Source organism: Methylorubrum subtropicum (assembly GCF_038442325.1).
Classification (GTDB): domain Bacteria; phylum Pseudomonadota; class Alphaproteobacteria; order Rhizobiales; family Beijerinckiaceae; genus Methylobacterium; species Methylobacterium subtropicum.
This window is the reverse complement of sequence record NZ_JBBXMW010000011.1, coordinates 110,308-123,919: the sequence shown is the minus strand read 5'-3', so window position 1 is coordinate 123,919 and position 13,612 is coordinate 110,308. Positions and strand designations below refer to the sequence as shown.

14 protein-coding genes are annotated in these 13,612 nt (G+C 71.1%); 4 read left to right on the top strand and 10 right to left on the bottom strand.

The genetic code is table 11. The annotated features are described in order from the left end of the window. Nucleotides 1-255 precede the first annotated feature (255 nt). The 3 genes from AAHG03_RS16460 (at nt 256) to AAHG03_RS16450 (ending at nt 1,866) form a co-directional block, all read left to right on the top strand. The gene (locus tag AAHG03_RS16460; RefSeq protein WP_342151770.1) at nt 256-456 is read left to right on the top strand and encodes a CsbD family protein; all 201 of its coding nucleotides are present in this window, start codon (nt 256-258) and stop codon (nt 454-456) included. Between the two features lie 107 nt (nt 457-563). Continuing rightward, nucleotides 564-980, top strand: a complete 417-nt coding sequence (locus AAHG03_RS16455) for a CsbD family protein (protein WP_342151769.1) — start codon at nt 564-566, stop codon at nt 978-980. A 109-nt stretch (nt 981-1,089) separates the two neighbouring features. Continuing rightward, nucleotides 1,090-1,866 (top strand): creatininase family protein, encoded by a 777-nt coding sequence (locus AAHG03_RS16450; RefSeq protein ID WP_342151768.1) that lies wholly within the window; start codon nt 1,090-1,092, stop codon nt 1,864-1,866. Between the two features lie 25 nt (nt 1,867-1,891). On the opposite strand, the gene AAHG03_RS16445 is transcribed toward AAHG03_RS16450, so the two are convergent. The 8 genes from AAHG03_RS16445 to AAHG03_RS16410 all read right to left on the bottom strand — a co-directional run bounded on the left by AAHG03_RS16445 (nt 1,892) and on the right by AAHG03_RS16410 (nt 8,847). Next, entirely contained in the window at nt 1,892-3,160 is a 1,269-nt protein-coding gene (locus AAHG03_RS16445) for an MSMEG_0569 family flavin-dependent oxidoreductase (RefSeq protein ID WP_342151767.1), read from the bottom strand. A gap of 39 nt (nt 3,161-3,199) precedes the next feature. Then, nucleotides 3,200-3,481: an MSMEG_0570 family nitrogen starvation response protein gene (locus AAHG03_RS16440; RefSeq protein ID WP_342151766.1), complete on the bottom strand. Its 282-nt coding sequence runs from the start codon at nt 3,479-3,481 to the stop codon at nt 3,200-3,202. Beyond that, a complete protein-coding gene (locus tag AAHG03_RS16435) occupies nt 3,474-4,649 on the bottom strand; it encodes an MSMEG_0565 family glycosyltransferase (RefSeq protein ID WP_342151765.1) in 1,176 nt (391 codons plus the stop codon). The genes AAHG03_RS16440 and AAHG03_RS16435 overlap by 8 nt, the downstream gene beginning before the upstream one ends. After that, the gene (locus AAHG03_RS16430; protein WP_342151764.1) at nt 4,646-5,638 is read right to left on the bottom strand and encodes a sll0787 family AIR synthase-like protein; all 993 of its coding nucleotides are present in this window, start codon (nt 5,636-5,638) and stop codon (nt 4,646-4,648) included. Before AAHG03_RS16430 ends, AAHG03_RS16435 begins: the two co-directional genes overlap by 4 nt. Then, complete coding sequence (locus AAHG03_RS16425; protein WP_342151763.1) at nt 5,638-6,177, bottom strand: MSMEG_0567/Sll0786 family nitrogen starvation N-acetyltransferase; 540 nt, start codon at nt 6,175-6,177, stop codon at nt 5,638-5,640. The genes AAHG03_RS16430 and AAHG03_RS16425 overlap by 1 nt, the downstream gene beginning before the upstream one ends. Further along, nucleotides 6,174-7,271 carry an MSMEG_0568 family radical SAM protein gene (locus tag AAHG03_RS16420; RefSeq protein ID WP_342151762.1) on the bottom strand — a complete coding sequence of 366 codons (1,098 nt, stop codon included), beginning with the start codon at nt 7,269-7,271 and terminating at the stop codon, nt 6,174-6,176. Before AAHG03_RS16420 ends, AAHG03_RS16425 begins: the two co-directional genes overlap by 4 nt. Next, on the bottom strand, nt 7,225-8,301 hold the full coding sequence (locus tag AAHG03_RS16415) for a Nit6803 family nitrilase (protein ID WP_342151761.1): 1,077 nt from the start codon (nt 8,299-8,301) through the stop codon (nt 7,225-7,227). Before AAHG03_RS16415 ends, AAHG03_RS16420 begins: the two co-directional genes overlap by 47 nt. Nucleotides 8,302-8,364: 63 nt before the next feature. Continuing rightward, nucleotides 8,365-8,847 (bottom strand): MSMEG_0572/Sll0783 family nitrogen starvation response protein, encoded by a 483-nt coding sequence (locus AAHG03_RS16410; RefSeq protein WP_342151760.1) that lies wholly within the window; start codon nt 8,845-8,847, stop codon nt 8,365-8,367. A gap of 358 nt (nt 8,848-9,205) precedes the next feature. Here AAHG03_RS16410 and AAHG03_RS16405 point away from each other — a divergent pair, with 358 nt between their 5' ends. Beyond that, nucleotides 9,206-10,639 carry an aminotransferase-like domain-containing protein gene (locus AAHG03_RS16405; protein ID WP_342151759.1) on the top strand — a complete coding sequence of 478 codons (1,434 nt, stop codon included), beginning with the start codon at nt 9,206-9,208 and terminating at the stop codon, nt 10,637-10,639. Between the two features lie 37 nt (nt 10,640-10,676). Here the strand turns inward: AAHG03_RS16405 and AAHG03_RS16400 are convergent, their stop codons facing one another. Continuing rightward, the gene (locus tag AAHG03_RS16400) at nt 10,677-12,758 is read right to left on the bottom strand and encodes a YgiQ family radical SAM protein (RefSeq protein ID WP_342151758.1); all 2,082 of its coding nucleotides are present in this window, start codon (nt 12,756-12,758) and stop codon (nt 10,677-10,679) included. 100 nt (nt 12,759-12,858) lie between these two features. After that, nucleotides 12,859-13,557 (bottom strand): glutathione S-transferase family protein, encoded by a 699-nt coding sequence (locus tag AAHG03_RS16395; protein WP_342151757.1) that lies wholly within the window; start codon nt 13,555-13,557, stop codon nt 12,859-12,861. Nucleotides 13,558-13,612 lie beyond the last annotated feature (55 nt).

The following is a 13,612-nucleotide window of genomic DNA, read 5'->3' as shown; positions in this document are numbered from 1 at the left end:
CGTCATCGGCCGGACGCTATGCGGTTAGGTATTTTGGATACAGCATCCTTGAACCATCGAGCCGCGAAGGTTGACTGGAAAATATTTGGCCGGTGCGCAGAAATTTTTTGAAGCAGAGCGCGCGGCTTGGGCTCGATGCGGGTCGTGCAGGCCAGGGTTGCCCATAACCTAGGTTTGGAACCAACGCCCGCGCTCACCGTTCCGCTTCCCGAAGGCGCCGCAACCCGGCGCAAAGCCAACGCAGGGAGATTTCCGATGAGCAGCACCACCGACAAGCTCAAGGGCCTCGCCAACGAAGCGGCCGGCAACATCAAGCAGTCCGTCGGCAAGGTGACCGGCAACGAGAAGCTTCAGGCCGAGGGCAAGGCGCAGGAAGTCGAAGGCAAGACCCAGCGCACCGTCGGCGAAGCCAAGGACGGCGTGAAGAACGTCGCCGACAAGATCACCGGCCGCTGATCCCAACGGGACTTCCGGTTCTGACCGACAGAGCCGCACCCGCCCCCGGGTGCGGCTCTTTCTTTTTCGGCGTCGATCCGGGCGCCTCGCCATTGGAGACGACTTCAATGAATCGTGATCAATTCGAGGGCGGTATCCGCAACATCAAGGGCCGCGGGCGTTCCGCGCTCGGCGCCGTCTCGGGCCGCGCCCGGCCGCAGATGGAGGGCGCCTACGAGCAGGTGGCCGGCGTCGCGCAATCCACCTACGGCCGCATCCACGCCCAGGCCGAGGGCCTGCACCGCGACGGACGCCACTTCGCCGACGAGGCCGTGAGCCGCGGTCGCTCGCTGCGGGACGACGCGTACGAGCGCGGCCGTTCGCTGCGCGACGAGGCCTACGACCGCTCGCGCCACTACCGCGACGAGGCCCGCCGCCAGGGCCGTGCGCTCGTCGCCCGCGCCGAGGACAACCGCGGCACCACGCTCGCCCTCGTGGCGGCGGCGGCCTTCGGCCTCGGCTGGCTGGTGAGCCGCGGTCGCTGAGGCCGGCCCGAGCCCCGCGCGTGTTCCGCGCGGGGCCGCTCCGACGTTGACGCCGAAGCCGTCTTGCCGTCCCAAGGGATGGCGAAGGGCAGAGGCGTCTCCCAAAAAAATGCCGGCACGTTCCTGGCTCGATCTGACGACCGAAGAGGTGCGGACCCGCGACATGGGCCGCGCCATCGCGGTGCTGCCTGTGGCGGCGGTGGAGCAGCACGGGCCGCACCTGCCGCTCGGCACCGACACGTATATCGCGCAGGGCTATCTCGACCGGGTCGCGGCGCTGGTGCCCGCGGCGCTCGACGTGTGGCTGCTGCCGGTGCAGGCGGTCGGCAAGTCGGACGAGCACGACGATTTTCCCGGCACCCTCACGCTCACCGCGTCCACGGCCATCGCGGCCTGGACCGAGATCGGCGCCGGCCTGCACCGGGCGGGCGTTCGAAAACTCGTCATCGTCTCCTCGCACGGCGGCAACAGCCCGCTGATGGACCTCGTGGCGGTTGAATTGCGCGGGCGTTTCGGCATGCTCGCGGTGACGACCGCGTGGAGCCGCCTCACCCTGCCCGCGGGGCTGTTTCCCGACGAGGAGGTCCGCCACGGCATCCATGCCGGCGGCATCGAGACCGCGCTGATGCTGCACCTGCGGCCCGATCTCGTGCGCACCGACAAGATCGCCGATTTCGAACCGCGCACGGTGGCGATGGAGCGGGAGTTTTCGCTGCTGCGGGCCGGGCGCCCGGCCGCCTTCGCCTGGAAAACGCAGGACCTGCACGCCTCGGGCGCGCTCGGCGACGCGCGCCTCGGCACCGCCGAGAAGGGCCGCGCCGCCCTGGAGCACGGTGCTCAGGCCTTCGTGACCCTGCTCGGCGAGATCGACCGCTTCCGGCTGTAGGCCCCGCGACTCGTCGCGTTCGTGATCAGACCGCGACCTTCAGGGCGGCGCGCGCGGCGGCGAGGCGCTTCTGGATCACGCCGACGACGTGCTCGGCGTCGCGGCCCACCGCGCCGAAGCGGCCAGAACCCCAGGTGTTGAGCCAGGGCAGGCCGATGAAGGAGACGCCGGGCTCGCTCGTGATGCCGCGCCTGTGCTTGGGGTGGCCGGCGCCGTTGAACACCGAGGCGTCGAGCCAGCGGAAATCCGGCGTGAAGCCGATGCACCACACCACGCTGGTGATGCCCGAGCCGTCGAGCGGCAGGCGCGTGACCGGCTCGCCCGGCTCCCAGACCGGGCTGTAGGGCGCCTGCGGCGGGGCTTCGATGCCGCGCTCGGCGATGTGCTTGTCGATGGCCGCGTTGATGCCGTTGTAGGTCCGGTCGGCCGAATCGAGCGAGCGCCGGAGATTGTCGCGAAAGCGCAGGGCGCCCTCGCAAAAGTCCTCCAGCACGCCGTAGAGGCGCATGCCCTCAAGGACGAAGCGGCGCAGGTCGATGTCGCGCCCGCCGTCGCGGCCGGTGACGTAGTGGTTGGTGTTGTCGCGCACGCCATCGCGCAGCGGATGGTTCTCGACCGTCATCTCGTAGTAGCCCATGTCGGCGAGCCACGTGACGACGTCGCGCCCGCGATAGAACCGGGCGCAGCGGGGCGCATCGCCCACCGCCAGATGCACCGTGCGCCCGGCGAGGTGCAGGTCCTCGGCGATCTGCGCGCCGGACTGGCCCGAGCCGACGACGAGCACCGCACCCTCGGGCAGTTGCGCCGGGTTGCGGTACCGGTTCGAGTGGATCTGCGTGATCGATCCCGGCAGCCGCTCGGCCATGCGCGGGACGATCGGGGTGTGGTAGCCGCCGGACGCCACAACGATCTCGTCGGCGGTGTAGTCGCCCTCCGAGGTGTGGACGTCGAACAGGCCGTCCTCGCGCCGCGTCACGCGGGTGACGGCGACACCCTCGCGGATCGGTGGGTCCACCTTGGCGACGAAGGCCTTGAGGTAGGCGACGATCTCGTCGCGCTTCATGAACCCGTCCGGGTCCGGCCCGTCATAGGGGTGGCCGGGCAGGTCGCATTGCCAGTTCGGCGTGACGAGGCAGAACGTGTCCCAGCGCTGGCTCGCCCAGGTGTGGGCGGCCGTTTCCTTCTCGAACACGAGATGCGCGATGCCGCGCTGCTTGAGGTGATGGCTGACCGAGAGGCCGGCCTGCCCGCCGCCGACGATGACGACGGGGACGTGACGCGCCGTGGAAGTCATGGCTCAGGCTCCGTGAGGCTGAAAGGAAGGCGTGTCGGCTCAGGGCTCGAAGGCCTCGACGGTGACGTGGCCGCCCGGCGCCTGCCGCTTCGCGGCGGCCTCGATCCGGGCGAGCTGGTCCATCGCGGCCGAGCAACTGAACCCGTACTTCTCCCGCACCCGGTCGCTGGCGATGGTCAGCGCCGTGCGGGATTTCGCTACGAACTCGTCGAGGGCGTAGCTCTCGCCCGGCGTGAGAAAGTCGCGCACGACCAGGGAGGGCGAGTAGCAGGCCTCGCGCCGCCCGTCGGGCCAGCGGACGTGGAAGCGCATCTCAGGCATGGATCGGCTCCTGTCGGGCGCGGGCGCAGGCCGCGTAGGCGGGCAGGTGGCGCTCGGCGCAGGCGCGCCACGAATGGGCGGCGACCCGCGCCGGGGCGGCAGCCCGCAGGCGCGCGCGGATGTCGGGTACCAGCGCCTGCGCCATCGCCGCGGCGATGGCCTCGGGGTCGGCCGGGTCGACGAACAGGGCGTCGGTTTCCGCGAGGTATTCGGTGAAGGGCGCGAGCCGCGAGACGATGGTCGGCGTGCCGCAGGCCATGGCTTCCAGCACGCAGAGGCCGAACCCCTCCTTCCACGAGGGGAAGGCCAGCGCGTCGGCGATCCGGTACAGCGCGGGCATCTCGGCCTGCGGCACCGGGCCGGTCTCGATCACGGCTCGGCCGGCACCGATGTCGAGGCCGTGCGCCGTAAGCAGCGCGTGGCAGCGGGCGCGGTAGGCGGCGTGGTCGAGAAGAGAGGCGCCGCCCGCGACCACGAGCTGGGCTTGAGGGTGGCTCTGCCGCAGGCGAGCGAAGGCCGCGACGATGCCGGCGGTGTTCTTGCGCTCCTCGAAGCCGCCCACGCTCAGGATCACCGGCCCGGCGCCGAGCCCCAAGCGCGCCCGCACGGCCGCGTCCGCCTCGGTCGGCTCAGGGGTGTAGACCGCGAGGTCCACCCCGTTGCCGACGAGGTCGGCCCGCGTGCCGAATTCGTCGCCGATCCGGTCGGCCCACAGCCGACTGACGCAGAGCAGGCGCGCGGCCTCGCGGATCGAGCGTTCCTGCCAGTCGGCGAGCAGCGGCTCGGCGAAGCTGTCGAGGTGATGGACCGTGCGGGCGAAGCGCGGGATCAGGCGCCGGTGCCGGAGGGTCGCGAGCGCGTTGCCGCCGATCCCGTCATGGGCGTGGAACACGTCGAAGTCGCAGGCCGCCGGTGTTCCGAAATGGCGGAGATAATCGTTGATGCGCGCCCGCACGCGCTCGACGAGCGTCTCGCCGGCGGGTCGGGAGGCGACCGAGACGGTCGGGCAGGCGGCGTCGCGGAAGAAGCCGCGGCCGGTGGGGTCGGGGGCGTGGACCACCGCCTCGTGGCCCATGGCGCAGAGCGCCTCGGCCAGCGCGAGGCAATGGGCGACGCCGCCGCGCGGGTTGGTCGAGTGGGTCAGGAGCGCGATGCGAAGGCCCGTCACGGCGCGGCCTCCGCGTCGGTCCGGCCGCAGCCGATGAGCGGGCCGCCGACGAAATCCCACACCACGGCTTCTTCGATCCCGTCGCGAATGCGCGCGACCCGGCTCGCGTCGAGGCGCCCGATGCCGGCCGCCGCGATGCCGCGCTCGGCGAAGCGCGCAAGCACCGCGGGCGTGCGGTCGGGGCGGACGGCGAGGAGGAAGCCGAAGCTCGGGAAGGCGGTGAGCCAGCGGGCGAGCGGCACGCCATCGGGCCGCGGGATCGCGGCGAGGTCGATGACGCCGCCGACGCGCGAGCATTCGAGCAGCATCAGCGCGGTGCCGACGAGGCCGGCCATGCTGATGTCCTTGGCGGCCGCCACCAACCCGTCCTCGGCGAGGCCCGGCAGCAGGGCGAGGTCGCCGCGCAGGCGCGCCCCCGGCGCACCGGTCGAGGCGTCCCAGTAGGGGTTCGGCTCGCGAAAACGCCCGCGCAGGTCGATCGCCGCGATCAAATCGTCGCCCGGCGCCGCGTCGAAGCTCGTCAGCAGGCGCGGGCCCGCCCGGCCGAGCACCGCGACCGCGAGGTTGCCCGTGCCCGCGCGGGTGTTGGTGTGGCCGCCGACGATCGGCACGCCGTAGAGGGCGGCGGCGTCCGACAGGCCGGCCAGGATCGGGTCGGCCCCCGCGGCGTCGCGGCTCCAGAGCGCATCGACCACCGCGAGCGGGCGCCCGCCCATGGCGGCGACGTCGCTCAGGTTGACCATGATGCCGCAATAGCCGGCGAAGTACGGGTCGGCGGCGACGAACCCGTCGAGGAAGCCCTCGATGGCGAAGAGTAGGTGGCCGTCGCCGTCGGGGATCGCGGCGCAGTCGTCGCCGACCGGCACCGTCGCGTGCCGGCCCCCGAGCCCGAGCCGCGCGACGACGGCGTCGATGTCGCGCTTGTGGGCGAGGCCGCGCGCCGCGCGGATCTGATTTGCGAGCGCCGGGAGATCGAGCCTCACGCCCATCACGCGGCCTTACGGAAGGTGATGAGTCCGCATTCGGGGTCGTGCATCGGCGGGTAGGCCGACAGCTCCGCCTGCATCAGGCGGTGGGGCCGCCCGTGCAGGTCCACCCGGTCCAGGCTGTCCCAGTGCAGCGCCTCGAACAGGGCGACGTTCTTCTCCTGCACATGCGCCAGGAAGCGGGTGCAGCCGCGGGCATGCGCCGAGGCGACCGCGACCTGGATCAGCCCGGCCCCCAGCGCCGCCGTGCCGCGGAAGGGGGCGGCCACAGCCAGCCGCGAGCCCCACCACTCGCCGGGCGCGGCCTCGTGGATGCGGACCGTGCCGACGACGGCATCGGCCTCGCCGCCCAGCGTCGAGAGGGCGCAGATCGGGATGGCGTGCGCGTCGATGGCGTCGCGGTCGTCGCCCGCAAAGATGCCCTGCTCGGTGCAGAACACTTGGCGCCGGAGCGCGGCGCAGGCGCGCCGTTCCCACTCGGCGACCGCGAACTTCACGTGGAAGTGGCTCGGCCGGTACGGCGCCACGGGTTCGAGGATCATGCCGCCGCCCCCTCGTAGCTGGAGAGCGCCGAGCAGGCGCCGCAGCGCCCGCAGCCAGCCTTGATGTCGGTGGAGCGCAGGCCCGCGCGCGCCAACAGATCGGCGAGGGGTTTCAGGATGGCGTGCATGAAATCGGGTGAGGGCGCCGGATGGCTCTCCAGCGGCGTGCCCGAGATCGGCACGAACGGCACGACGAAGGGATAGACGCCGATCCCGATCAGCCGCTCGGCGGTGGCCAGGATCGCCTCGGGCGCGTCGCCGAGGCCCGCCAGGATGTAGGTCGAGACCTGTCCGCGGCCGAAGACCGGCACCGCGGCCTCGAAGGCGGAAAAGTACCGCTCCAGCGGCACCGACGCCTTGCCAGGCATGATCCGGGCGCGCACGTCGGGCATCACGGCCTCCAGATGCATCCCGAGCGCGTCGATGCCCGACGCCTTCATCCGCTCGAACCAGCGGTCGTCGTCGGGCGGCTCGCACTGCGCTTGGATCGGCAGATCGACCGCGGCCTTCACGGCGAAGGCGCTCTCGCACAGGACCGCCGCGCCGCGGTCGGTGGCATTGGGCGTGCCCGTCGTCATCACCATGTGCCGCACGCCGTCGAGCAGCACGGCGGCGCGGGCGACTTCCGCTAGCTGCGCCGGGCTCTTGTGCGCGACGGTGCGGCCGGCGGCGAGCGACTGGCCGATGGAGCAGAACTGGCAGGTCTTGGTGCGGCTGGCGTAGCGGATGCAGGTCTGCAGCACGGTGGTGGCGAGCACGTCGCGCCCGTGCAGCACGGCGATCTTGGAGTAGGGCACGCCGTCGAAGGTCGACAGCGCATAGAAGCGCGGCTTGCCGGGGAAGGTCGCGTGCCCGATCACCGCGCCCTCGTGCTCGATCACCGACACCCCGTCGGCATCCGGGCGGCGCACGAGGAAGGGCGAGTCGAAGGCCGCCTCGGTGTGGACCGGCACCATCACGGTGCGGCCCGCGATGGTCATAGCCTTGTGGTCGGAGGGACCCGCCCCGCCGCGGCGGCTCGGGGCCCCGGCGCGGCTGTCGGCGAGCCTAACGCCGTAGGATTGCAACGCGTTGATCAGGCGCTCCGTCGGCATCCCGATCAAGCCCGCCGCGGCCGGCGTCGAAGAGGGACGGGGCATCGAAAGCGGGGGGCTGCTCATGGTCGAGGCTCCGGAGATCGGGCTGAGGGCGGGCCGGCCGGTGCACGAACGGGGCCGGGCGGTCGTCGTGGACGAGGCTCAGGAGTTCGGGCCGGGCGTAGTGGCCGACCGAGTCCATCATCCGCTTGCGCTTGGTCACCAGCGCGAGGTCCATATCGGCGATGAGGATGCCTTCGCCCTCGCGCAGCGGCTCGGCGAGGTGCCGGCCCTCGGGCGAGACGATGGCCGTACAGTTGCCGCCGCGGCAGGCGCCGCGCAGGCGCTCGTCGGGGCAGACCTGGGCGACCTGCGCATCGGTCAGCCAGCCGGTGGCGTTGACCACGAAGCAGGCCGCCTCCAGCGCATGGTGGCGGATCGTCACCTCCATCTGGTCGGCGAAGATCTGGCCCACCAGCGAGCCGGGGAATTGCGCGGCGTGAATCTCCTCGTGGCGCGCCATCAGGCTGTAGCGGGCGAGCGGGTTGTAATGCTCCCAGCAGGCCAGCGCCCCGACACGCCCGACCGCGGTGTCCACCACGTCGAGCCCGGCGCCGTCGCCCTGACCCCAGATCATGCGCTCGTGGTAGGTCGGCGTGATCTTGCGCCGCTTGAGCTTCAGGCTGCCGTCGGCGTCGAAGATGAGCTGCGCGTTGTAGAGCGAGCCGTGGTCGCGCTCGTTGACGCCGAGCACGACGACCGCTCCGTGCCGCCGCGCGGCGGCCGAGACCGCCTGGGTGACGGGGCCCGGCACGGTGACGGCCCGCTCGTAGAGCTTGAGGTGCTCCGCGCCCTGCATCGCGGGGGGCAGCACGAAGGAGAAGTACGGGTAGTAGGGCAGGAAGGTCTCAGGGAAGACCATGAACCGCGCGCCCTTGGCGGCGGCCTCGTCGATGGCGTTGAGCACCCGCTCCAGGGTGCCGTCCGGGCGGTCGAGGTCCGGCGCGATCTGGACGGCGGCGGCCCGCACGATCCGGCTGTCCGACATGGCTGATCCTCCGGCTTGTGGCAGCGGCCGCGGGGCGCGGCCGCCGGATGCGCGGTGCGGGTCTCAGACCGTCCAGGTGTCGAGGATCACCGCGTTGTCGCGCTTGTGCAGGAGGATGCAGTCGAGCACGTCGAGGGGGTTGATCATGCGGATGCCCTCGATGAAGGCGGCCTCGCCGTGGCCGTACAGCGCCTGGGTCGAGAACCGGCAGGCATAGACCTTGCCGCCCTCGGCCATGAACTTCTCGAGCTGGTTGTTGAAGTTGAGGTGGCCCGGAAACGCCTCGTCGCCGAGCCGCGGGAAGCCGCGCTGGACGCCGAGCGTGATGCCGGGGCCGTAGAGCAGGATCGAGGTGTCGAAGCCCTTGCGCTGCAGGCGGGTGGCCTGGAGCAGGTTCACGAGGCCGATCGAGCCCTCGAAGGCGACGGTGTGGAAGGTGACGAGCGCCTTCTGGCCCGGCTCCGCCTTCACGTCCTCGAAGACCTTCTCCTCGTAATCGACCAGGAAGTCGCCCTTCTTGTGCGGCTCGCGGTTCACGGCAGGCATGGCTCTCGCTCCTTGAAGGATGAGGCCGTGACGGTTGCGCCGCCGACGGCCACGGGCCCTCATGGCAATCCAGATGCCAAACCGCGCCGCATTTGGTGCCGATCAATGCGCCCGAATAGAATACATACAATTGTCCGATCAATTTTTTTGGGTTTCACCGCTGCTTGCACCGGGCGACGCTCAAATCGTCGGCAATCGATGCGTATCGGATGATCATCGGTTGCTTGTTCGCCGGCCATGAATTGTTCGGATTGTATGGATTGCCGTTTCTCCCTCGCCATGCGGGCCGCAGGTACGGCGATTGCTAGCCATACAATCGACCCTTGATCGTATTTTGATGCAGCGGAGACCGGAGCGGATGGCGGCGAGCGAACGCGGCGGGGGCGCGGGCCCGGAGAACACCGCCGCGCGGGGCTGGACGCCGGACCTCAAGCGCTGGGGCAAGCCGCATTACCGCGCCATCGCCGAGGCGCTGGCCGAGGACATCCGCACCGGTCTCCTGACGCCGGGCACGCGGCTGCCGACCCAGCGGGCCCTGGCCGAGGCGCTCGGCCTGAACTTCACCACGGTGTCGCGGGGCTATGTCGAGGCGCATCAGCGCGGGCTGATCGAGGGGCGCGTCGGCCAGGGCACCTTCGTGGTCGAGCCGGGACGCGCGCCGCGCGCGGGCGACGCCGCGCCGCGGGTCGGGCCCACCGACTTCACCATGAACCTGCCGCCCGAGCCCGATGCCCCGGCGCTGCGGGCCAGGATGCAGGCCGCCTTCGCCGAGCTGTCCGGCGACCTCACCAACCTGCTGCGCTACCAGGGTTTCGGGGGGACCGACGCCGACAAGGAAGCGGCGCTACGCTGGCTGCGGGACCGCGGCATCGAGGCGGCGCGCGAGCGCCTGCTGATCTGCCCCGGCGCGCACAGCGCGCTCTCCGGCGTGCTGGCCCAGGTGGCGCGTCCGGGCGACGCGATCTGCGCCGAGTGCATCACCTATCCGGGCATCCGCGCGCTCGCGGCGCATCTGGGCCTGCGCCTCGTCGGCCTGCCGATGGACCGGCACGGGGTCGATCCCGACGCGTTCGCCGCCGCCTGCACGCGGGTCGCCCCGAAGGCGATCTACCTGAATCCCTTGCTCCAGAACCCGACCACCGCGACCCTGCCGCGGGCGAGGCGGGAGGCGATCGTCGCGGTGGCGCGGCGCTACGCCGTCAGCATCATCGAGGACGACGCCTACGCGCATCTCTGCCCCGCCCCGCCCCCGAGCTTCGCCGAACTCGCGCCCGAGATCACCTATTACGTCGCGGGCTTGGCCAAGTGCCTCGGCGCGGGCCTGCGCCTCGCCTTCCTGATCGCCCCGAACGCCCGCGCGGCGCTGCCGCTCGCGGGCTCCCTGCGCACGGCGACCGTGATGGCCTCGCCGATCGCCACCGCCCTCGCGACCCGCTGGATCGCGGACGGCACGGCGGACGCCATCGTGCAGTTCGTCCGCGCGGAATCGGCCGCGCGCCAGCGCATCGCCGCCGCGTTGCTTCCGCCCGAGACCTACACCGCCGACCCGCACGGCTTCCACGTCTGGATCAGGCTGCCGGAGGGCTGGACCCGCGCCGCCTTCGCCAGCCAGGGCCGCTCGGCCGGGCTCGGCGTCGTCGGCAGCGACCCGTTCTGCGTCTCCGGCACGCCGCCCGAGGCGGTGCGCCTGTGCCTCGGCGGCCCCTCGACCCGCCCGCAGATCACCCACGGCCTGGAAGTGCTCGCCCACGCGCTCGAAGGCTCGCCCGCGCTCGCCTCGACCTACATCTGAAGCCTCATCGAGGTCCGGACGCGACCGGGCGCGCGCGTCACTTCCCGATCGGCACGCCCTTGGTGGTGAAGCGCTGCCCGCCGCCGGGGCGATACTCGGGCCGCGGCTGGCCGCGCCCGCCGCCCTTGCCGCCGACCTTGCCCTTGCCCGTCCCCTTGCCCAACCCCGTCCCCGGCGGCTGCGAAAGCGGCACGAGCTGGTCCGGCCGCGGGCCGATCAGGTCGGCCCGGCCCATCTCCCGCAGGGCCTCGCGCAGCAGCGGCCAGTTCTCGGGGTCGTGGTAGCGCAGGAACGCCTTGTGGAGGCGGCGCTGGCGCAGGCCCTTGATCGCCTCGACCGGCTCGCTGCCGCCGCGGCGCACCCCTTTCAGCGTGTTGACCTCGGTGTGGTACATCGCGGTGGCGGTCGCCATCGGCGAGGGCAGGAAGGTCTGAACCTGGTCGGCGCGGTAGTCGTTCTTCTTGAGCCACAGCGCGAGCTGCAGCATGTCCTCGTCGGTCGTGCCGGGATGCGCCGCGATGAAGTACGGGATCAGGTAGTACTTCTTGCCGGCCTTCTTCGCCGCCTCGTCGAACATCTCTTTGAAGCGGTCGTAGGTGCCGATGCCCGGCTTCATCATCAGGTCGAGGGGCCCGCGCTCGGTGTGCTCCGGCGCGATCTTGAGGCGCCCGCCGACATGGTGGGTCACCAGTTCCTCGACGTATTCGGGGCTGCGCACGGCGAGGTCGTAGCGCACGCCCGAGGCCACCATCACCTTCTTGACGCCCTCCACCTCGCGGACCTTGCGGTAGAGCCGGATCAGGTCGTCGTGCGAGGTGTTGAGGTTCGGGCAGATGTCCGGGAAGACGCAGGACGGCAGGCGGCAGGCCGCCTCGATCTTCGGGTCCTTGCAGGCCATCCGGTACATGTTGGCGGTCGGCCCGCCGACATCCGAGATCACGCCGGTGAAGCCGGGGGTCTTGTCGCGGATATGCTCGATCTCGCGCAGGATCGAGCCCTCCGAGCGGTTCTGGATGACCCGGCCCTCGTGCTCGGTGATGGAGCAGAAGGTGCAGCCGCCGAAGCAGCCGCGCATGATCGTCACCGAGAACTTGATCATGTCCCAGGCAGGGATCTTGGCGTCGCCGTAGGACGGGTGCGGGGCCCGCGCGTAGGGGAGATCGTAGACCGCATCCATCTCGTCGCTGGAGAGCGGGATCGGCGGCGGGTTCAACCACAGGTCGCGGTCGCCGTGGCGCTGGACCAGCGGGCGCGCGTTACCGGGATTGGCCTCCCGGTGCAGCACCCGCGAGGCGCGGGCGTAGGCCTCCTTGTCGTCCTTCACCTCGTCGTAGGCCGGCAGCCGGATCACCGTGTCGCCGGCTTTCCGCGCGGCGGCCTCGTCGGTCGAATCGAGGTCGTCGGCGGGGAGTTCGGTGTAGTGCGCGGGCACGCGGCGGAACAGGGCGACGCCGCGCACCGAATCGAGCTGATGCGGCGCCTCGCCCGCGGCCATGCGGTTGGCGACCTCGACCACGGCGCGCTCGGCGTTGCCGTAGATCAGCAGGTCGGCCTTGGCATCGGCCAGGATCGAGCGGCGCACCTTGTCCGACCAGTAATCGTAGTGGGCGATCCGGCGCAGCGAGGCCTCGATGCCGCCGAGCACGATCGGCACGTCCTTGAACGCCTCGCGGCAGCGCTGGGTGTAGACGATCGTCGAGCGGTCCGGCCGCTTCCCACCCTCGCCGCCCGCGGTGTAGGCGTCGTCGTGGCGAAGCCGCCGGTCGGCGGTGTAGCGGTTGACCATCGAATCGAGGTTGCCGCCGGTGACGCCGAAGAACAGCCTCGGTCGGCCGAGCACCTTGAACGGCTCGGCCGATTGCCAGTCGGGCTGGGCGATGATGCCGACGCGAAACCCCTGCGCTTCGAGCAGCCGGCCGATGATCGCCATGCCGAAGCTCGGGTGATCGACATAGGCGTCGCCCGTCACCAACACGATGTCGCAGGCGTCCCAGCCGAGCGCGGCCATCTCGGCGCGGCTCATCGGCAGGAACGGAGCCGCCTTGCCCGCGGGCGGCGACTTGCAGGCCAGGGGGGACGCGAGGGCCGGAAGGCGTGGGGTGGACGCTTGGAGTTCCATGGCATCCGTGCATAAGCCGCCCCGAGCCCGATCTCAACGGATGCAAGAGGTCGCGGCGGCCCGGCGCAGAGCGTGACGCTTCCGCCGGGCCGTAGGCCGGTCAGGCCGTTCGAAGCCCGCTCAGTTCCTCAAGGCCGCCGCCGTCCGCGTAAGCGAGGCGGAAGCTCGGGCGCGCCTTCCAGCGTTGCCAGAACCGGTCGAGCTGCTCGTAGCGCTCGTCCAGAGGGGTCGCCACGGGACCGAACTTGGAGAATGCGATCGCTGTGCACAGCGTGATGTCGGCGAAGGTCGGATGCTCGCCGCCGAGGACCCAGTCCCGCCCGTCCGACAGGTGCCGCTCGACGAGGCCCGCGTGGGCGAGCGCCTCCTTGCGGCAATGCTCGCCCCATTGCGGGTTGCTGGTCAGTTCCAGCTTCGGTCCGAGACCCTGATGGGAGACGTGAAACAGCGTCGTCAGACGATACAGGATCTGCACCCAGATCCGGTCGTTCCACATCACGTCCTGCGCCTGCTCCAGCGCCCCTTCGCCCAGAATCTTCCGGCCCGGGAAACTCAGATCGAGATAGCGGGCGATCGCGACGCTCTCGGCGAGGTAGCCGCCGTCCTTCAGTTCGAGGGTCGGGGTCTCACCCCAGGGATTCCGCTTGAGGTGCCGCCAGCCGCGCTGCTCGCCGACCGGTGCCATGTCGAGCAGACGCTCCTCGATGTGCTGGGCGATGTCCTTCTCGTGCACGAGCAGGCGCACCCGCTGCGGGTTCGGGAAGGCCGACGGCGAGGTGTAGAGGATGAGCTTGTCCATGAAGCCTCAGGAGCGCTTGGGTCCGATGGGCGGCATCGCCGCGGTTTGCGTTGGC

What these genes read in the sequence shown, in the direction of transcription:
- AAHG03_RS16460 (WP_342151770.1), top strand. Translation starts at nt 256, where the DNA reads ATGAGCAGCACCACCGACAAGCTCAAGGGCCTCGCCAACGAAGCGGCC.
- AAHG03_RS16455 (WP_342151769.1), top strand. Translation starts at nt 564, where the DNA reads ATGAATCGTGATCAATTCGAGGGCGGTATCCGCAACATCAAGGGCCGC.
- AAHG03_RS16450 (WP_342151768.1), top strand. Translation starts at nt 1,090, where the DNA reads ATGCCGGCACGTTCCTGGCTCGATCTGACGACCGAAGAGGTGCGGACC.
- AAHG03_RS16445 (WP_342151767.1), bottom strand. Translation starts at nt 3,160, where the DNA reads ATGACTTCCACGGCGCGTCACGTCCCCGTCGTCATCGTCGGCGGCGGG.
- AAHG03_RS16440 (WP_342151766.1), bottom strand. Translation starts at nt 3,481, where the DNA reads ATGCCTGAGATGCGCTTCCACGTCCGCTGGCCCGACGGGCGGCGCGAG.
- AAHG03_RS16430 (WP_342151764.1), bottom strand. Translation starts at nt 5,638, where the DNA reads ATGGGCGTGAGGCTCGATCTCCCGGCGCTCGCAAATCAGATCCGCGCG.
- AAHG03_RS16425 (WP_342151763.1), bottom strand. Translation starts at nt 6,177, where the DNA reads ATGATCCTCGAACCCGTGGCGCCGTACCGGCCGAGCCACTTCCACGTG.
- AAHG03_RS16420 (WP_342151762.1), bottom strand. Translation starts at nt 7,271, where the DNA reads ATGCCGACGGAGCGCCTGATCAACGCGTTGCAATCCTACGGCGTTAGG.
- AAHG03_RS16415 (WP_342151761.1), bottom strand. Translation starts at nt 8,301, where the DNA reads ATGTCGGACAGCCGGATCGTGCGGGCCGCCGCCGTCCAGATCGCGCCG.
- AAHG03_RS16410 (WP_342151760.1), bottom strand. Translation starts at nt 8,847, where the DNA reads ATGCCTGCCGTGAACCGCGAGCCGCACAAGAAGGGCGACTTCCTGGTC.
- AAHG03_RS16405 (WP_342151759.1), top strand. Translation starts at nt 9,206, where the DNA reads ATGGCGGCGAGCGAACGCGGCGGGGGCGCGGGCCCGGAGAACACCGCC.
- AAHG03_RS16400 (WP_342151758.1), bottom strand. Translation starts at nt 12,758, where the DNA reads ATGGAACTCCAAGCGTCCACCCCACGCCTTCCGGCCCTCGCGTCCCCC.
- AAHG03_RS16395 (WP_342151757.1), bottom strand. Translation starts at nt 13,557, where the DNA reads ATGGACAAGCTCATCCTCTACACCTCGCCGTCGGCCTTCCCGAACCCG.